Annotated in this window: 11 protein-coding genes; 1 reads left to right on the forward strand and 10 read right to left on the reverse strand. The window is 63.6% G+C overall.

What is annotated here, in order from left to right; translation table 11 throughout:
- Nucleotide 1: 1 nt before the first annotated feature.
- Both rpsG and rpsL read right to left on the reverse strand, forming a co-directional pair.
- Nucleotides 2–472, reverse strand: coding sequence for a 30S ribosomal protein S7 (rpsG, locus tag AAFG50_RS26015; RefSeq protein ID WP_011088154.1), 471 nt, complete (start codon nucleotides 470–472; stop codon nucleotides 2–4).
- Between the two features lie 15 nt (nucleotides 473–487).
- On the reverse strand, nucleotides 488–859 hold the full coding sequence (gene rpsL, locus AAFG50_RS26020) for a 30S ribosomal protein S12 (RefSeq protein ID WP_007603006.1): 372 nt from the start codon (nucleotides 857–859) through the stop codon (nucleotides 488–490).
- 687 nt (nucleotides 860–1,546) lie between these two features.
- Here rpsL and AAFG50_RS26025 point away from each other — a divergent pair.
- The gene (locus AAFG50_RS26025; RefSeq protein WP_028171392.1) at nucleotides 1,547–2,794 is read left to right on the forward strand and encodes an NAD(P)/FAD-dependent oxidoreductase; all 1,248 of its coding nucleotides are present in this window, start codon (nucleotides 1,547–1,549) and stop codon (nucleotides 2,792–2,794) included.
- Here AAFG50_RS26025 and AAFG50_RS26030 read toward each other — a convergent pair.
- From AAFG50_RS26030 to rplA, 8 genes are all read right to left on the reverse strand, one after another.
- A complete protein-coding gene (locus AAFG50_RS26030; RefSeq protein WP_028171391.1) occupies nucleotides 2,713–4,740 on the reverse strand; it encodes an ABC transporter ATP-binding protein in 2,028 nt (675 codons plus the stop codon). The two genes, AAFG50_RS26025 and AAFG50_RS26030, sit on opposite strands and share 82 nt — an antisense overlap.
- A 133-nt stretch (nucleotides 4,741–4,873) precedes the next feature.
- Entirely contained in the window at nucleotides 4,874–6,934 is a 2,061-nt protein-coding gene (locus tag AAFG50_RS26035; protein ID WP_011088157.1) for an FAD-dependent oxidoreductase, read from the reverse strand.
- A 192-nt stretch (nucleotides 6,935–7,126) separates the two neighbouring features.
- The gene (gene rpoC, locus AAFG50_RS26040; protein WP_028171390.1) at nucleotides 7,127–11,323 is read right to left on the reverse strand and encodes a DNA-directed RNA polymerase subunit beta'; all 4,197 of its coding nucleotides are present in this window, start codon (nucleotides 11,321–11,323) and stop codon (nucleotides 7,127–7,129) included.
- Between the two features lie 131 nt (nucleotides 11,324–11,454).
- Nucleotides 11,455–15,573, reverse strand: a complete 4,119-nt coding sequence (gene rpoB / locus AAFG50_RS26045; protein ID WP_011088159.1) for a DNA-directed RNA polymerase subunit beta — start codon at nucleotides 15,571–15,573, stop codon at nucleotides 11,455–11,457.
- A gap of 483 nt (nucleotides 15,574–16,056) precedes the next feature.
- The gene (gene rplL, locus AAFG50_RS26050) at nucleotides 16,057–16,434 is read right to left on the reverse strand and encodes a 50S ribosomal protein L7/L12 (protein ID WP_011088160.1); all 378 of its coding nucleotides are present in this window, start codon (nucleotides 16,432–16,434) and stop codon (nucleotides 16,057–16,059) included.
- A 54-nt stretch (nucleotides 16,435–16,488) separates the two neighbouring features.
- The gene (rplJ, locus tag AAFG50_RS26055) at nucleotides 16,489–17,007 is read right to left on the reverse strand and encodes a 50S ribosomal protein L10 (protein WP_011088161.1); all 519 of its coding nucleotides are present in this window, start codon (nucleotides 17,005–17,007) and stop codon (nucleotides 16,489–16,491) included.
- Nucleotides 17,008–17,588: 581 nt separating this feature from the next.
- Nucleotides 17,589–18,542: a 2-hydroxyacid dehydrogenase gene (locus AAFG50_RS26060; RefSeq protein ID WP_028171389.1), complete on the reverse strand. Its 954-nt coding sequence runs from the start codon at nucleotides 18,540–18,542 to the stop codon at nucleotides 17,589–17,591.
- A 107-nt stretch (nucleotides 18,543–18,649) separates the two neighbouring features.
- Nucleotides 18,650–19,342, reverse strand: a complete 693-nt coding sequence (gene rplA, locus AAFG50_RS26065; protein ID WP_011088163.1) for a 50S ribosomal protein L1 — start codon at nucleotides 19,340–19,342, stop codon at nucleotides 18,650–18,652.
- Between the last annotated feature and the right edge of the window lies 1 nt (nucleotide 19,343).

The following is a 19,343-nucleotide window of genomic DNA, read 5'->3' on the forward strand; positions in this document are numbered from 1 at the left end:
GTTACCAGCGATAGTGCGAGAAGGCGCGGTTGGCTTCCGCCATCCGGTGCACGTCTTCACGCTTCTTGACGGCGTTCCCCCGGTTATTCGATGCGTCCAAGAGCTCCGCCGAGAGCCGCTCGGTCATCGTCTTCTCGTTGCGCTCGCGCGCGGCCGAGATCAGCCAGCGAATGCCCAGGGCCTGCCGGCGGGTCGAACGAACCTCGACCGGAACCTGGTAGGTCGCGCCGCCGACGCGGCGGGAGCGAACCTCGATCGTCGGCATGACGTTCTCGAGCGCCTGCTCGAACACGCCGAGCGGGTTCTGCTTGGTCTTGGTTTCGATGATGCCGAGTGCACCGTAGACGATGCCTTCGGCGACCGACTTCTTGCCGGCGTACATCACCGAGTTCATGAACTTCGTGATCACGATGTTCCCGAACTTCGGATCCGGGAGAACTTCGCGCTTTTCCGCTGAGTGGCGACGAGACATGGACGTGGTTCCCGCTTACTTCGGACGCTTGGCGCCGTACTTCGAACGACGCTGCTTACGGTTCTTGACGCCCTGGGTATCCAGAACGCCGCGGAGGATGTGGTAGCGCACGCCGGGCAAGTCCTTGACGCGGCCGCCGCGGATCATGACCACCGAGTGCTCCTGGAGGTTATGGCCCTCGCCGGGGATGTAGCCGATCACCTCGAAGCCGTTGGTCAGGCGCACCTTGGCAACCTTACGAAGCGCCGAGTTCGGCTTCTTCGGGGTCGTGGTGTAGACGCGGGTGCAAACACCACGCTTCTGAGGCGACTGCTGCAGCGCCGGCACCTTCTTGCGCGACTTCTGCACTTCCCGCGGTTGAGCGATCAGCTGGTTGATCGTCGGCATCCTGGCCTTACCCTTTGTTCTGCCGCGGCCCCTTCCGGGTCCGCTGTCTTGCCGCGGCCCGTTGCCGGAACCGCAAATTCGTTTCGAGCCACCCGCTCGATGGGCCCGCCTTCCGCGGAACAATCCGCACAAAGCGAAATTGCGCCAACCGCTCCATCACCGAGCGGAAAGCGTTACGACGCCACAGAGGACCGCAGTTTCCGGGTCAATCAGCGTAAAGCTGTGGCCCGCGCACTGAGGTCATGCATCCGAATTCGATCTCAAGAGAACAAGCTCAAGAGAACTAGAATCGCACTGGCATTGCCTAGCTATGATCGACAGCGTTTGAGCGGCATTCGTCGAGGTTGGTGCCCGTCTTCAACGATCCCTTGTGGATCTAATCCTTGGGGATCAACGGGTGGCCCGTTCCGACGTTGGCGATGCTCACCGCCTGTCGTTAAGTGAGGCGCTTTCTATAAGTGGGAATCGATCAAGTCAAGGCGAAACGACAGTCACAAAGCGCTTCTCGCGCCTATGGAATTCGCCCGTTTGCCGCCCTCACCGCGCTTCCATGATGTGGGAACGACGAGCCCATTCCGCTAGCCCTAGATCTATTTGTGCCCGGGTGAAATATACTTTTATAACCCGCGCTAAGGCTTTTTTTCCTGTTGATGCGTCAAACTGCCGCCTTCGGCGGGGATTGGCGCCATGCGGTACACCGACATTGCCATTATCGGCGGGGGATTGTCCGGCTCAACCGCCGCCGCAATGCTCGGCCGCGCCGGCATTTCGACGGTGCTGATCGATCCGCATGAGAGCTATCCGGCGGACTTTCGAGTCGAAAAACTCAGCGGCCACGAGCAGGTCGAGCGATTCCTGAAGACCGGAATCGCAGAATCAGTGCTGGGCCGCGCGACCTTTGCCGGCGAGAACTGGATCGCCCGCTTCGGCCGCCTGCTCGACAAGGCGCCGAGCCGGCAGTTCAACATCCTCTACGATTCGCTGGTCAACGCGGTCCGCGACGAAATCCCTGCCACCGTCGAGCGCGTCTGCGCCAAGGCCCTGGCGGTCGAGACCAGTCCGGAGCGGCAGAAGATCACGCTCGCCAACGACGAGACGATCTCGGCCCGCCTGGTCGTGCTCGCCAACGGCCTGAACGTCGGCCTGCGCCACCAGCTCGGCATCGCCCGCAAGGTCATCAGCGCCTGCCATTCGATCTCGATCGGGTTCGACGTGATGCCTGCGGGTCGGAATTCGTTCGACTTCCCGGCGCTGACCTATTTCTCGGAGCGGCCGAGCGACCGCACCCCCTACATCTCGCTGTTTCCAGTCGGCACGCGGATGCGCGCCAATCTGTTCGTCTACCGAAGCTTCGACGATCCCTGGCTGCGCGAGCTGCGCCGTGCACCAGCTGAGACGCTGGACGCCACCCTGCCCCGGCTCAAGCGCATCACCGGCGCCTTCGACATCCCCGGTGAGCTGAAGGTCCGCCCGGTCGATCTCTACGTGAACGACCCTCGCGGTCAGCCCGGAATCGTGCTGGTCGGGGATGCCTTCGCGACCTCGTGCCCCGTCGCCGGCACCGGCTGCGACAAGGTCTTCACCGACGTCGAGCGGCTCTGCAACGTCTACATCCCGCAGTGGCTTTCCTCCGACGGGATGAATGCGGCCAAGATCGCCGGCTTCTACGCCGATCCGGTCAAGCAAGCTTGCGATCAATGGTCGGCGGCGAAGGCGTTCGACTTCCGCTCAGTCTCGATCGCGACGAGCCCTTACTGGACGGCGCAGCGCTGGGCGCGCTTCATCGCCTGGTCGGCTCAAGGGCTGCTGCGGCCGCTTGGAGGAGCGTTCCATCTGGAGCCGAACTTCCTCGGTCACTCCTCCTCGTCGTCCTCGTCCTCATCATCCTCGAGGTCGTCTTCATCCTCGTCATCGTCGCTGTCGTCGTCGGCCTGAGCCACAGCGCCATGCGGCTGGTGGATCTGGTCGTTCCACAGCTTGCGATAGGTACCGTTCCTGGCGAGCAGTTCGGCATGCGACCCGCGCTCGATCGCCCTGCCCCCTGAAATCACGATGATCTCGTCCATCTCGACCACCGAGGTCAGGCGGTGGGTCGACCAGATCATGGTGCGGCCCTTGGCGACCTTGAGCAGCGTGCGGTTGATCGCGGCCTCCGTGGTCTGGTCGAGCGCCGAGGTGGCTTCGTCCAGCAGCAGCACGGACGGGTTGCGGATGATCGCGCGCGCGATCGCGATGCGCTGGCGCTGGCCGCCCGACAGAGTATCGCCGCGCTCGCCGACCGGCGTGTCGTAGCGTTGCGGCAGGCTCATGATGTAGCGATGGATCTCGGCCTTCTTGGCCGCCTCCTCCACCTCCGCGTCGGTCGCGCCCTCCTTGCCGAGCCGGATGTTCTCGCGGATCGACATGTTGAACAGCATGTTCTCCTGGAACACCACCGCCATGCTCCGGCGCAGCGAATCCAGCGTCACCTTGCGGACGTCGACGCCGTCGATGGTGACGCGCCCCTCGTCGGGCACGTAGAGCCGCAGGATCAGGTTGAGCAGCGTGCTCTTGCCGGAGCCCGAGGGGCCGACGATGGCGATGCTCTTGCCGACATTGAGCTTGAGGCTGAGATTGTCCAGCACCGGCGTCTGGCTGCCTTCGTACTGGAAGGTGACGCGGTCGAAGGTGATGTCGTGGGTAATGCGCGGCAGATCGGGCGCGCCGGCACGATCTGCCCCGCGCGTCGGCTCGTCGAGCAGCTCCTGGATGTGCCGGATCGCGGCGGCCGAGGAGATCGACACCGGGATGAAATGCATCACATGGGCGATGTTGTAGGAGACCTCCCAGAACGCGCTCTCGAAGGTGACGAAGGTGCCGATGGTGATCTGGCCCTTGGTCGCCAGATACGCACCGATTGCCAGCACAACGAGATGCAGGAGCAGCACCGAGATGGTGACCGTCCGCTCCACCATGGTCGACAGGAACGCGGCTGAGGCGATCCTGTTGCGGGTTTCGTCGTTGCGGAAGGTGAAGAAGCCGAACATCCGGCGTTGCAGGCTGAACGCCTTGATCACGGCCTGCGCCGCCACGTTCTCCTGCACCATGCCGAGCAGCGCGGATTCATTGAGCTTCTGCTCGTAGTTGGCCTGCACCGCCTTCGGCGTGAGCATGCGCGGCCCGATCAGCGTGATCGGAAATACCAGGAGCGCGACCACCGCGAGCTGCCAGTTCAGGAACACCATCAGGATGATGCCGGCGAACAACTCCAGGAACGGCAGCGCCGCGCTGTTGGCGAAGGTCTTGACCGAGCCCTCGAAGGCCGCGAGGTCGACGGAAAAGCGCGACAGGATCTCGCCGCGCTTGGTGCGGCCGAAATAGGCCGCCGGCAGGTCCTGGACGTGCTCGAACAGGTGCTTGCGGACGTCGGAGATGATGCAGGCCGCGAGCCGCGCATCCCAGCGCTCATACCAGACCGCCACGATCGAGGTGAAGATGCCGGCGGCCGCGAGCACGCCGAGGATCTTGTACAGCGCCTGGAAATCCTCCTCGCCGAGCGCGTCGTCGATCAGGAACTTCAGGCTGAGCGGCATGATGACGTTGAACAGCGTCTCGACGACGACGCCGAACGCCACGAACGACAGCATCCGCTTGTAGCTGGCCAGATAGGGCTTGACGAAACCCAGGATGGTGGCGAGCGCGCCGGCGGCCTCGCGCGCGGTAAAGACGACGAGGTCCTCGTCCTCGTCGTCGTCATCGAGCTCCAGCTCGTCATCCTCCTCGTCCTCGTCGTCCTCGTCGTCTTCGAGGTCCGGCTTGGCGGTGGGGGCAAGCTTGTCGAGCTCGGCCGCCTCTTCCACGGGGGGCTTCTGTTTGTCGGGAGAAGGAGGCTTGGACGCCATGAAACCAACGGATGCTGACGGCCGGCATGACCGCAGAGAAAGCAGGAAATAGCGGCAACCGCTATTGCACTGATTCTATGCGATCAGAATGAATTCGGCAAAGCAATTGGCGAATCCGGTCCGATCGTTGCGGCTAGTCGTCGTCCTCGTTTTCGACCTTGTCGAAGAAGGAGTAGCGCAGACTGTCGGCGTCGGCATACCACTGGCCCGGCCCCTTGTTGGCGGCGAGCGTCGCCTCCCAGAGCGCATCGGTGCAGTCCCTGCGGTGCATCGACAGATCGAACCCATTGCCGAAGAACAGTTCGGACCATTCCCACCAGGTGCCGAGCTTCTTGACCCCGCGCAGGAGGTCGTAGCGGTCGATCACGGCCGAGGCCATGTCCGAGGTGATCGAGCCGAACACGAGGCCGGTCTTGACGACGCGGTTGAGCTCGCGGATCGCGCGGACTACCTGCTTCGGGGAAACGTGGCAAAGACTGGTCTCGAACACGAAGTCGAAGGCGCCGTCCTTGAACGGCATGTCGGTGATCGAGCCGAGCTTGTTGTATTTCTTCAGCGCCTTCGGCGTTTTGGCGTGGATGGCGCGGTTGTTCTCGATGCCGAAGGCATCGATGCCGCGCTCGCGCAGCGCGCCAACCAGCTCGCCACTGGCCGAGCCCGCGATCAGCAGCTTCGCGCCCTTGGCCTTGCCCCAGACGATACCGATCAACTTGGTCAGGTAATCGGGATCGGTGAAATGGCGCCACGCCTCGCTATAGGGGCCGAGGCCGCGATAGTTCTCGAAATAGTCGCGATCGATCCTGTCGGAGAGCGGCTTGTCGTCCTGCGCGCGCTCGCGGCGCAGGCGCATCATCTCGGTGAGGATAATGTCGGTCGCCGCGTCCGAGGAGTCGAGCAAGCCGTTCAGCGTCGAGTCGAACAGATAGTCGCCGACCACGACGATGCCGGGATGCTCCTTCGGCTCGGGCCGGTGGTTGGTCATGACGTCGCGCACCGGCAGGCCGCCGGGAATCGCGTTCACCGACGACAGCCAGCGGTGGATCTTGCCTTCCATGAAATGCGCGCGCGCATCGCCGAGCGAGGCCGGCAGCGATTTCAGCGCGGCGTCGATCAATTCCTGGTCCGACAGGTTGGCGAAGGCCAGCGCGTCGGAGCCGGGAATGAGCCAGTTCAACACGCCGTGCTTGCCGACGTCGTGGCGCGCGCCCTCATTGTAGACGCAGCAACCGCCGAAGGCCTCCGACATGAACCAGGCGCCGGCAATCTTGTCGCCCCAGAACGGCGTGTCGAACAGGATCGAGACGCGCAGATAATGCGCCGGACGGTCGAAATACGAGACGTGCTTGACCATCGACTTGCGGAGCTGCTCGCCTTCCCAGCCCATGGTCGCGAGCCAGGAATGCGGCAGGCAGACCAGCACGAGATCGAAATCGCGCGTCTCCGGCCCCTTGCCGTTCATCATCTTGAGCTGGTAGCGGCCGGTCGGCGCCTTGCCGACGGCGAGCACGCGGTGATTGAGCTGGATGTCGGCATTGACCTCCGACTGCAGGCACTCGATCAACTGCTCGTTGCCGTTCTGGATCGAATAGAGGCCGATATAGCCGTCGACATCCATCAGGTAGTTCTTGAGCGCGTTGAGGCCATTGGTGTTGTGGCTCTCGGTCGCGATGTCGGAGCGCGCCATCACCTTGAAGAAGCGCTTTGCGGTCTCGTCCTCGACCTCCTCGTCGAGCACCTGCTCGGCGGTCTTGTAGGCCCAGGGATTCTCGTTGTCGTGCGCGCCGACGCCCTCGTAATATTCGATCGGCGACATCGCCTCGGTGCAGCGCTTGCGGAACGCCTCGATCGCGGCCGCGGTCTTGGCGCCATATTTGCGGCGCATGCCCGGCACGTCGTTCAGCAGCTCGCCGCCGAACTGCACCTGCTCGGCATCCATCGGAATGGTCTGAAGCCCGAAATGCTGGATCAGCTCGCGCAGCGGATCCGGACCGGTCATCGAGTAGTCGTAGATCTCGGCAACGCCGGCCTCGTACATCGCCGGCGCCGAATCGAATTTGCGGGTGACGATCTTGCCGCCGAGCCGATCGGACGCCTCGTAGATGGTGACGCGGCAGAGGTCGCCGAGCTTACGCTTCAGATACCAGGCGCTCATCAGCCCGCCGGGGCCGCCGCCTACGATTGCGAGATCAAGCATGTGAGTTCCGTGGTCTCCGGCCCTGCCCCCGTCACGGGACCACCGGTCTAAACTCCCCTAGCAGAAGCGCTTTTACGCCTGAAGGAAAGATGAACAAAGGTTGATCCTGCACCGCAACAGGGAAACAAAGCAGCAAAAAGGCCGGCTTGCGCCGGCCTTTTCATTGTCCTCGGTATTCCTACGGATGAACGATCATTCCGCAGGCGGCAGCGCAGGAAGCTCCGCTTCCGGCGCCGGCGACACGACGGCCGCCTGCTTCTCGCGCTCGTCCAGGATCAACTTGTCGCGCTTCATCGCGACTTCGCGGATCTTGGCCATGGAGGCGCCGGTGCCCGCCGGGATCAGCCGGCCGACGATGACGTTCTCCTTGAGGCCTTCGAGCGGATCGACCTTACCGTTGACCGCCGCTTCCGTGAGGACGCGGGTGGTCTCCTGGAACGAGGCCGCCGAGAAGAAGGAGCGGGTCTGGAGGCTCGCCTTGGTGATGCCGAGCAGAACCGGCGTCCCCGTGGCGATCTTCTTGCCCTCTTCCTTGGCCTTCTCGTTGAGCGCGTCGAACTCGATCTTGTCGACCTGCTCGCCGGAGATCATGTCCGTGTCGCCCTGGTCGGTGACTTCCACCTTCTGGAGCATCTGACGGACAATCACCTCGATGTGCTTGTCGTTGATGAGCACGCCCTGGAGCCGGTAGACCTCCTGGATCTCGTTGACCAGATAGGCCGCGAGTTCCTCGATGCCCTTGACCGCCAGGATGTCGTGCGGCGCCGGGTTGCCTTCCACGATGAAGTCGCCCTTTTCGACGACGTCGCCGTCCTGAAGGTGGATGTGCTTGCCCTTCGGGATCAGGTACTCGCGCGGCTCGTCGGTCTTGTCCATCGGCTCGATCGAGATGCGACGCTTGTTCTTGTAGTCGCGCCCGAACCGGATGGTGCCCGCGATTTCGGCGATGATCGCCGCATCCTTCGGACGCCGTGCCTCGAACAGTTCCGCCACCCGCGGCAGACCGCCGGTGATGTCACGCGTCTTGGCGCTTTCGGTCGAGACACGGGCGAGGATGTCGCCCGGCGCAACCTTGGCTCCGATGTCGACCGAGAGAATGGCGTCGACCGACAGCATGTAGCGGGCATCGCCGCCACGGGCGAGCTTGAGCACCTTGCCGTCCTTGCCCTTGACCACGATGGCCGGACGCAGGTCCGAGCCGCCGCGGGTCGAGCGCCAGTCGATGACCACGCGCTTGGCGATGCCGGTGGCTTCGTCGAGCGTTTCCGAGATCGACTGCCCCTCGACCAGATCCTCGAAGCCGATGGTACCTTCGACTTCGGTGAGCAGCGGACGGGTGTAGGGATCCCACTCGACGATGCGCTGGCCACGCTTGACCATGTCGCCCTCGTCGACGTGCAGGCGCGAGCCGTACTGAATACGGTGCGTCGCGCGCTCGGTGCCGTCGGCATCGACGATCGCCACCACCATGTTGCGCACCATCGCGATCAGGTGGCCTTCGCTGTTGCGGGCGATGGCCTTGTTCCGGATCACGATCTTGCCGTCGAAGTTGGATTCGACGAACGACTGCTCGTTGAGCTGCGCCGCACCACCGATGTGGAAGGTGCGCATGGTGAGCTGGGTGCCCGGCTCGCCGATCGACTGCGCCGCGATGACGCCGACCGCTTCGCCGTGGTTGACCGGCGTGCCGCGGGCGAGGTCGCGGCCGTAGCACTTGCCGCAGATGCCGTTGACGAGTTCGCAGGTCAGTGCCGAGCGGATCTTCACCTCCTGGACGCCACCCTGGTGGATGGCATCGAGGTGGCTCTCTTCCATCAGCGTACCGCGCTTGATGATCACCTTGCCCGAGCTGTCACGCACGTCTTCGCAGGCCGTGCGTCCGAGGATGCGCGAGCCGAGCGAAGCGACTACGGTGCCGGCATCGACGATGGCGCGCATCTTGATGCCGAGCTTGGTGCCGCAGTCGTCCTGCGTGATGATGCAGTCCTGCGCGACGTCGACGAGACGACGGGTCAGGTAGCCCGAGTTCGCGGTCTTCAACGCGGTGTCCGCGAGGCCCTTGCGGGCGCCGTGGGTCGAGTTGAAGTACTCGAGCACCGAGAGGCCTTCCTTGAAGTTCGAGATGATCGGCGTCTCGATGATCTCACCCGACGGCTTGGCCATCAGGCCGCGCATGCCGGCGAGCTGGCGCATCTGGGCCGGCGAACCGCGGGCACCGGAGTGAGCCATCATGTAGATCGAGTTGATGTCGGCATCGGCTCCGCTCGCCGTCTTCTTGGTGGCGGAGATCTCCTTCATCATCGCCTTGGCGATTTCTTCCGTGGCCTTCGACCAGGCGTCGACGACCTTGTTGTACTTCTCGCCATGGGTGATCAGGCCGTCGTTGTACTGCTGCTCGAAGTCCTTCGCCAGCGTACGGGTGGTGTCGACGATCTTCCACTTGCCGTGCGGCACGACCATGTCGTCCTTGCCGAACGAGATGCCGGCCTTGAACGCGTTGTAGAAGCCGAGCGCCATGATGCGGTCGCAGAAGATCACCGTCTCCTTTTGGCCGCAGTGACGGTAGACCTGGTCGATCACGCCCGAGATCTCGCGCTTGGTCATCAGCTTGTTGATGATCTCGTACGAAATCCGCGGGTTCTTCGGCAGCAGATTGCCGAGCATGACGCGGCCCGCGGTGGTCTCGATCCAGCGCGTCGAGACCTTGCCGGTCTCGTCCATGCCCTGCCACCGATACTTGATCTTGGTGTGGAGGTGGATGACCTTCGCGTGCAGCGCGTGCTCGAGCTCGGCCATGTCGCCGAAGATCTTGCCCTCGCCGGGCAGGCCTTCGCGCATGATCGAGACGTAGTAGAGACCGAGCACGATGTCCTGCGACGGCACGATGATCGGCTGGCCGTTCGCGGGATGCAGGATGTTGTTGGTCGACATCATCAGGACGCGCGCTTCCAGCTGCGCTTCAAGCGACAGCGGAACGTGCACGGCCATCTGGTCGCCGTCGAAGTCGGCGTTGAACGCGGCGCAGACCAGCGGATGCAGCTGGATCGCCTTGCCCTCGATCAGCACGGGCTCGAACGCCTGAATGCCGAGACGATGCAGCGTCGGCGCGCGGTTGAGCAGCACCGGATGCTCGCGGATCACCTCGTCCAGGATGTCCCAGACCTCGGGCCGCTCCTTCTCGACCAGCTTCTTGGCCTGCTTCACGGTGGTGGACAGGCCCTTGGCGTCAAGCCGCGAATAGATGAACGGCTTGAACAGCTCGAGCGCCATCTTCTTCGGCAGGCCGCACTGATGCAGGCGCAGCTCGGGACCGACCACGATCACCGAACGGCCCGAATAGTCGACGCGCTTGCCGAGCAGGTTCTGGCGGAAGCGGCCCTGCTTGCCCTTGAGCATGTCGGCGAGCGACTTCAGCGGGCGCTTGTTGGCGCCCGTGATGACGCGGCCGCGGCGGCCGTTGTCGAACAGAGCATCGACCGCTTCCTGAAGCATGCGCTTCTCGTTGCGGATGATGATGTCGGGCGCGCGCAGCTCCATCAGCCGCTTCAAGCGGTTGTTGCGGTTGATGACGCGGCGGTAGAGGTCGTTGAGGTCCGAGGTCGCGAAGCGGCCGCCGTCCAGCGGCACCAGCGGACGCAGGTCCGGCGGGATCACCGGAACCACGGTCATGATCATCCATTCCGGCTTGTTGCCGGAGTGGCGGAACGCTTCGACGATCTTCAGGCGCTTTGCGAGCTTCTTGTGCTTGATGTCGGAGTCGGTCTCCTGCATCTCGACGCGCAAGGAGGCCTCGAGCTTCTCGAGGTCCATGCCCTTGAGCAGCTCGCGGATCGCTTCGGCGCCGATCATGGCGGTGAAGGAATCCTGGCCGTACTCGTCCTGCGCCTTCAGATACTCGTCTTCCGACAGCAGCTGACGGTCCTTCAGCGCGGTGAGGCCCGGCTCCAGCACGACGTAGTATTCGAAGTAGAGGATCCGCTCGAGATCCTTCAGCGTCATGTCGAGCAGGAGGCCGATGCGCGAGGGCAGCGACTTCAGGAACCAGATGTGGGCGACCGGGGCTGCGAGCTCGATATGGCCCATGCGCTCGCGCCGCACGCGCGACAGCGTGACCTCGACCGAGCACTTCTCGCAGATGATGCCCTTGTACTTCATGCGCTTGTACTTGCCGCACAAGCACTCGTAGTCCTTGATCGGCCCGAAGATGCGGGCGCAGAACAGGCCGTCGCGCTCGGGCTTGAAGGTACGGTAGTTGATGGTCTCCGGCTTCTTGATCTCGCCGTAGGACCAGGACAGAATCTTCTCTGGAGACGCGATCGAGATCCGGATCTGGTCGAAGACCTGAGCCGGAGTCGTCGGATTGAAGAGATTCATAATTTCTTGGTTCATCGTCTTCTCCTCGCGTGCCGGTCGCCTCCGGCCGCAAATTCGAAAATCACTCAAGCGGGGCGCCCTGCCCTCAAGGCATTGGGAAGGGGCACCGATGCCCGGCCGCTAAAGGCCGGGCATGAAAGGTCGAATTACTCGGCCGCTTCCGACGTCGGCGCCGGTCCCATCTTGGAGTTGTGCAGGTCGACGTTGAGGCCGAGCGAGCGCATTTCCTTGACCAGCACGTTGAACGATTCCGGAATACCGGCCTCGAACGTGTCGTCGCCGCGCACGATCGCCTCGTACACCTTGGTGCGGCCGGCGACGTCGTCCGACTTCACCGTCAGCATCTCCTGGAGCGTGTACGCCGCGCCGTAAGCCTCGAGCGCCCACACCTCCATTTCGCCGAAGCGCTGGCCGCCGAACTGCGCCTTGCCGCCCAGCGGCTGCTGGGTAACGAGCGAGTACGGACCGATCGAACGCGCATGGATCTTGTCGTCGACCAGATGGTGCAGCTTGAGCATGTAGATGTAGCCCACCGTCACCTTGCGATCGAACGGATCGCCGGTGCGGCCGTCATAGACGGTCGACTGACCCGAAGCGTCGAGACCGGCAAGCTTCAGCATCTCCTCGATGTCGGCTTCCTTGGCGCCGTCGAACACCGGCGTCGCGATCGGCACGCCGCGGCTCAGATTGTGGCCGAGCTCGATCAGTTCGTTGTCGTTGAGCGACTTGATCGTCTCGTCCTCGCCGTAGACCTTCTTCAAGGTTTCCTTCAGCGGCTTGATGTCCTGCTTCGACAGGTAGGCATCGACCGTCTGGCCGATGCGCTTGCCGAGGCCGGCGCAAGCCCAGCCGAGATGGGTCTCGAGGATCTGTCCGACGTTCATGCGCGAGGGCACGCCGAGCGGATTGAGCACGATGTCGGCGTGCGTGCCGTCTTCGAGGAACGGCATGTCCTCGATCGGCACGATCTTCGACACCACGCCCTTGTTGCCGTGGCGGCCGGCCATCTTGTCGCCGGGCTGGATCTTGCGCTTCACGGCGACGAAGACCTTGACCATCTTCATCACGCCGGGCGGCAATTCGTCACCGCGTTGAAGCTTCTCGACCTTGTCGAGGAAGCGCTGCTCGAGCCCCTTCTTCGACTCGTCGTACTGCTTCCGCATGGCCTCGATCTCGGCCATCAGCTTGTCGTTCGGCGACGCGAACAGCCACCACTGCGACTTCGGGTACTCCTCGAGCACCGCACGGGTGATCTTGGTGTCCTTCTTGAAGCCCTTCGGACCCGCAATGCCCTGCCGCCCCTCGAGGAGCTCGGCAAGACGGTTGTAGACGTTGCGGTCCAGGATCGCCTGCTCGTCGTCGCGGTCCTTGGCCAGACGCTCGATCTCTTCCCGCTCGATCGCCAGCGCACGCTCGTCCTTGTCGACGCCGTGGCGGTTGAACACACGCACTTCCACGATCGTGCCCTGCACGCCCGGAGGAACGCGCAGCGAGGTGTCGCGAACGTCGGAGGCCTTCTCGCCGAAGATGGCGCGCAGGAGCTTTTCTTCCGGCGTCATCGGGCTTTCGCCCTTCGGCGTGATCTTGCCGACCAGGATGTCGCCGGCGCGCACTTCCGCGCCGATGTAGACGATACCGGCTTCGTCGAGGTTCTTGAGCGCTTCTTCCGAGACGTTCGGAATGTCGCGGGTGATTTCCTCAGGCCCGAGCTTGGTGTCGCGGGCCATCACCTCGAACTCCTCGATGTGGATCGAGGTGAAGACGTCTTCCTTCACGATCCGCTCGGAGAGCAGGATCGAGTCTTCGAAGTTGTAGCCGTTCCACGGCATGAACGCGACCAGCACGTTCCGGCCGAGCGCGAGCTCGCCGAGATCGGTCGACGGACCGTCCGCGATGATGTCGCCCTTCTTGACGATGTCGCCGACCTTCACCAGCGGACGCTGGTTGATGCAGGTCGACTGGTTGGAGCGCTGGTACTTCATCAGCCGGTAGATATCGACGCCCGACTTGGTCGGATCGAGATCTTCGGTGGCGCGGATCACGACGCGGGTGGCGTCGATCTGGTCGATCACGCCCGAGCGGCGCGCCGCGATCGCGGCGCCCGAGTCACGGGCAACGACGCCTTCCATGCCGGTGCCGACGAACGGCGCCTCGGCGCGAACCAGCGGCACCGCCTGGCGCTGCATGTTCGAGCCCATCAGCGCGCGGTTGGCGTCGTCGTTCTCGAGGAACGGGATCAACGCCGCGGCGACCGAAACGAGCTGCTTCGGCGACACGTCCATGTAGTCGACCTTGTCCGGCGTCACCGGCAAGACTTCGCCGGCGTGACGGCAGACCACGAGGTCTTCGGTGAAGCGGCCCTTCGGGTCGAGCGGCACGTTGGCCTGCGCGACCGTGTAGCGGCCCTCCTCCATCGCCGAGAGGTACACGACCTCGTCGGTGACGCGGCCGTCCTTGACCTTGCGGTACGGCGTCTCGACGAAGCCGTACTTGTTCACGCGCGCGAAGGTCGCGAGCGAGTTGATCAGGCCGATGTTCGGACCTTCCGGCGTCTCGATCGGGCAGATGCGGCCGTAATGCGTCGGATGTACGTCGCGCACCTCGAAGCCGGCGCGCTCGCGGGTCAGACCGCCCGGTCCAAGCGCCGACAGGCGACGCTTGTGGGTGATCTCCGACAGCGGGTTGGTCTGGTCCATGAACTGCGAAAGCTGCGAGGAGCCGAAGAACTCGCGCACCGCGGCAGCCGCGGGCTTCGCGTTGATCAGGTCCTGCGGCATGACCGTGTCGATGTCGACCGAGGACATGCGCTCCTTGATGGCGCGCTCCATACGCAGCAGGCCGATGCGATACTGGTTCTCCATGAGCTCGCCGACCGAACGCACACGGCGGTTGCCGAGATGGTCGATGTCGTCGATCTCGCCCTTGCCGTCGCGAAGGTCCACCAGCGTCTTGATGACGGAGAGGATGTCTTCCTTGCGCAGCGTGCGCTGGGTGTCCGGCGCATCGAGGTCGAGGCGCATGTTCATCTTGACGCGGCCGACCGCGGAGAGGTCATAGCGCTCGGCGTCGAAGAACAGCGACTGGAACATCGCCTGCGCCGAATCCAGCGTCGGCGGCTCGCCCGGACGCATCACGCGGTAGATGTCGAACAGCGCGTCCTCGCGCGTCATGTTCTTGTCGGCCGAGAGCGTGTTGCGGATGTAGGCGCCGACATTGACGTGATCGATGTCGAGCAGCGGCAGTTCCTTGTAGCCCTGCTCGTTGAGGGCCTTCATGTTCTTGTCGGTGATCTCCTCGCCGGCCTCGGCGTGGATCTCGCCGGTCTTCGGATTGACGAGATCCTCGGCGAGGTAGTTGCCGACGAGCTCCTCATCCGACAGGCGCAGCGCCTTCAGCCCCTTCTCCTGGAGCTGACGGGCGGCACGGACGGTGAGCTTCTTGCCGGCCTCGAGCACGACCTTGCCGGTGTCGGCGTCGATCAGGTCGTTGATGGTCGAGTAGCCGCGGAAACGGTTGGCGTCGAACGGAACGCGCCAGCCTTCCTTGGTCCGCTTGTAGAGGATCTTCTTGTAGAACGTGGACAGGATCGCCTCGCCGTCAAGGCCGAGCGCGAACATCAGCGACGTCACCGGAATCTTGCGGCGACGGTCGATACGCGCATAGACGATGTCCTTGGCATCGAACTCGATGTCGAGCCAGGAGCCGCGATACGGAATCACGCGGGCGGCGAACAGCAGCTTGCCCGACGAATGGGTCTTGCCCTTGTCGTGGTCGAAGAACACGCCGGGCGATCGGTGCATCTGCGAGACGATGACGCGCTCGGTGCCGTTGACGATGAAGGTGCCGTTCATCGTCATGAGCGGGATGTCGCCCATGTAGACGTCCTGCTCCTTGATGTCCTTGACCGACTTGGCGCCGGTTTCCTCGTCGATATCGAACACGATGAGGCGCAGCGTCACCTTGAGGGGCGCCGCGAAGGTCATGCCGCGCTGGCGGCACTCGTCGACGTCATACTTCGGCTGCTCGAACTCGTAGCGGACGAATTCCAGCATCGAGGTGCCCGAGAAGTCGGAGATCGGAAACACCGAGCGGAACACCGCCTGCAGACCCTCGTCGAGACGCCCGCCCTGGGGTTCGTCGACCATCAGGAACTGATCATAGGACGCCTTTTGAACCTCGATGAGGTTCGGCATCTCGGCGACTTCCTTGATGTGTCCGAAGAACTTGCGAACGCGTTTGCGACCGGTGAATGTCTGCTGCGCCATCGTGGCCTCTCATTTCGTCGCCCGCTCTGGGCGCGCCGTCCAGGACGCAGCTGCCGCCGCTCCCCGGGTTGAATTTTTCGAACCCGTTTTGGGGACCAAAAATCCAGTTTCAGGCCGTCATGTCCTGAATCTGTTCTTCAGACCTTCAAAACGCAAAACGACGCGCGGGGCGCATAGGCACGCCCGCCCGTCACAACGATTGTCTTCACGGACTGCAAAAGCCCGAAATAGCCTGCTCTCCCAACGGCTTACAGGGAAATCCCGCATCCCTGCCCACCGCGCTTTCGTGCTGCCGACCCGATATGGGGCGACAATAGTGCAGATTCGAGGGGTAAACCCTCAAATCCCCACACTTTTTCGTGTTCGGCCCGCGTCGGGACGTTCCGTCGCACGCCTTTTGCATCCGGCCCACCCTCGCGAGGGTGGACCAAGATCCCGGGCTTAGCTGATGCTCGCCCGGGATCTCGCGCCAGTAAGCGTTGCTTACTTGAGCTCGACCTTCGCGCCAGCCTTCTCGAGCTGGACCTTGATCTTCTCGGCTTCGTCCTTGTTCACGCCTTCCTTGACAGGCTTCGGCGCGCCCTCGACGAGGTCCTTTGCTTCCTTCAGGCCGAGGCCGGTGATGGCGCGAACTTCCTTGATGACCTCGATCTTCTTCTCGCCGGCGCTGGCGAGGACGACCGTGAACTCGGTCTTCTCTTCCGCCGGAGCGGCGGCGGCGCCACCACCAGCCGGGCCGGCCACGGCGACAGCCGCGGCAGCCGAAACGCCCCACTTCTCTTCGAGGAGCTTCGCGAGTTCGGCAGCTTCGAGCACGGTGAGGCTCGAGAGGTCGTCAACGATCTTCTGCAAGTCAGCCATTGTTCAGTTTCCTTACGTGTAAGTCTGGTTCGGGTTTGAGTTTTGCGAAGGGCGTCAGGCCGCTTCGCCCTTTGAGGCATGAGCCTGGATGACACGCGCGAGCTTGCCCGCGGGCGCGTTGGCGAGCTGAGCGAGCTTGGTCGCCGGGGCCACAATCAGGCCGACGATCTTGCCGCGCAGTTCGTCAAGCGACGGCAGCGAGGCAAGCGCCTTCACGCCGTCGACATTCAGGACGGTCTTCCCCATCGAGCCGCCGACGATGACGAACTTTTCGTTCGCCTTGGCGAATTCGATGGCGACCTTTGGCGCCGCTACCGGATCGTTCGAAGTGGCGATCACGGTCGGTCCCTTCAGCATGGGGCCGATGGCAACGACGTCAGTGCCTTCAAGAGCAATTTTGGCGAGACGGTTCTTCGAGACCTTCACCGAGGCACCCGCCTGCTTCATCTGCTGGCGCAGCTTCTGCATCTGGGCGACGGTGAGGCCGGAATATTGAGCAACGACCGCGACGCTCGTGGTCTTGAAGACCCCATTGAGCTGTTCGACCGCTTCTTTTTTTGCCGCTCGTTCCACAGCAAGCTCTTTCCGGTTGGCGGTCATCGCGAAAGCGGGACCGCCGGGTTGCACCCATCGTCCCGCCCAAACCTGAACCTCAGGGGGCAAACCCTTCGGACACGCCGGGCAAGACGACAATTCAAAGCCTGCCCTCCGGGAGCCCGCTAGAGCCCACGGCGTGTCGAGGTCCGAACCAGACCCGTTCCGCAAGCCAGCCCTTAGAGCTGGATGCGAAGTGAAATCCGGTCTTCACCCGTCTATGCAGGCCATGCGATTAAGCCGTTGAGAAATCGAAATTTCCCGCGGGCGCCTGCAGTCTTGGACAGGACAAGGTCAGCCGGCGAACCGCCCGACCCCTGCCCGCATTCCACCAACCGACGGGTTTTCCTTCCTTTTCCGGCAAATCCTTGCGGACGTCCTGAAAAGGAATGATCTCCTGTCTTGTCGGGTTTTCGGAATGCGTGCACGAACGCGCCAGCCGAGGCCGGCACGTCCGGAGGCGGTTCTTTAACCGCTCCGGGCCTGCTTGCCAAGAGCAAAATTCACACCAGTTCCAATCCGTTGCCGGGCGGGCTTGAGATGGCCCAACAAGGACCGATTCAGGCCGATTTGACCGCGTAAGGCAGCGGCTTGCCCGCGAAGAACGCGGTCAAGTTCGCAAGTACACAGTTCTGCATGGCGACGTGCGAGTCCAGGGTGTGGCCGCCGATATGGGGGGCGAACACGACGTTCGGGAGCGCGGTCAGCGCGTCGGGCCTGTGCGGTTCCTGCTCGAAGACGTCGAGGCCGGCGCCGGCGATGGTCTTGTCGGTCAGCGCCGCAACCAGGGCCTTCTCGTCGATGACGGAGCCGCGGGAGATGTTGACGACATAGCCGTCCGCCCCGAGGCGCCCCAGGATATCGGCGTTGACGACGTGCTGTGTCTCGGCCCCTGCCCGGACCGCGATCATCAGCACGCTGCACCAGTCGGCGAGCGCCTCCAGCGTCGGGAAATATTGATAGGCCAGATCGTATTTGCTGCGGCTGAAATAGCCGACCTCGCTCTCGAAGGCGGCGCAGCGCGCGGCGATCTTGCGGCCGATCTCGCCCATGCCGTAGACGCCGATACGGCGGCCGGGCATGCCGGCCTGCGGACGCATCATCGGCGAGGGCTTTGACGCGGCCCAATCGCCACTGCGGACATACTGGTCGGCGACCAGGATCCGCCGCGTCGTCGCCAGCATCAGGGTCATCGCGATATCGGCAACCGAGGCCGCATTGGCCCCCGGGCTGTGGCCGACCGCGATGTCACGCGCGGCGGCCGCTTTCAGGTCGACGCCATCATAGCCGGTGCCGTAGCAGACGATGGCGCCGAGATTCGGAAACAGGTCCATCGCCTCGGCCCCGAGCGGGGTGCCGCCCCCAGTCAGCATCGCGCGAATGCCGCCGAGCTCGTCCGCCGAAAACACCTCCCGCACGGGCTTGCCGCCGGTGTCGAGCATCTCGAACCGCTCGGCGAAGCGCGCCATCATCGTCTTGGGGAAGCGCGAGTAGATCAGGACCTTGTCAGCCATTGTTCTCGTTTCCAGTGAACGCCGCCACAAACGAAGAGGGGCGGAATCGGTTGCCCAATTCCGCCCCTCGCCTCGTGCAATTTCCAAACCTCTAGCCGAGGCAAACCTTAGCCGAGAATGGTGCCCGGCTCGACCTTCACGCCGGGGCCCATCGTCGAGGACACCGCAACGCGCTGGATGTAGGTCCCCTTGGAACCGGCCGGCTTCGCCTTGGAGACAGCGTCAGCCAGGGCCTTGATGTTCTCGACCAGCTTCTCCTCGGAGAACGAGGCCTTGCCGACGCCGGCCTGCAGGATGCCGGCCTTCTCGACGCGGAACTCGACCGAGCCGCCCTTGGCACCCTTCACCGCACCGGTGACGTCCATGGTCACGGTACCGATCTTCGGGTTCGGCATCAGGCCGCGCGGGCCCAGCACCTTACCGAGACGGCCGACCAGCGGCATCATGTCGGGGGTGGCGATACAGCGGTCGAAATCGATCGAGCCGTTCTGCACCTTCTCGACCAGGTCTTCGGCGCCGACGACGTCGGCACCTGCCGCCTTGGCCTCATCGGCCTTGGCGCCACGGGCGAACACGCCGACGCGCAGCGTACGGCCGGTGCCGTTCGGCAGGGTTACGACGCCACGGACCATCTGGTCGGCGTGACGGGGATCGACGCCGAGATTGATCGCGACCTCGATGGTCTCGTCGAACTTCGCCTTCGCGCGTTCCTTGACCATCTTGATGGCTTCCGCGAGCGGGTAAAGCTTTTCGCGGTCAACACCTTCGCGGGCTTTGTTCAAACGCTTTCCGATTGCCATG

It is taken from the genome of Bradyrhizobium sp. B039, assembly GCF_038965675.1.
Lineage (GTDB): Bacteria > Pseudomonadota > Alphaproteobacteria > Rhizobiales > Xanthobacteraceae > Bradyrhizobium > Bradyrhizobium diazoefficiens.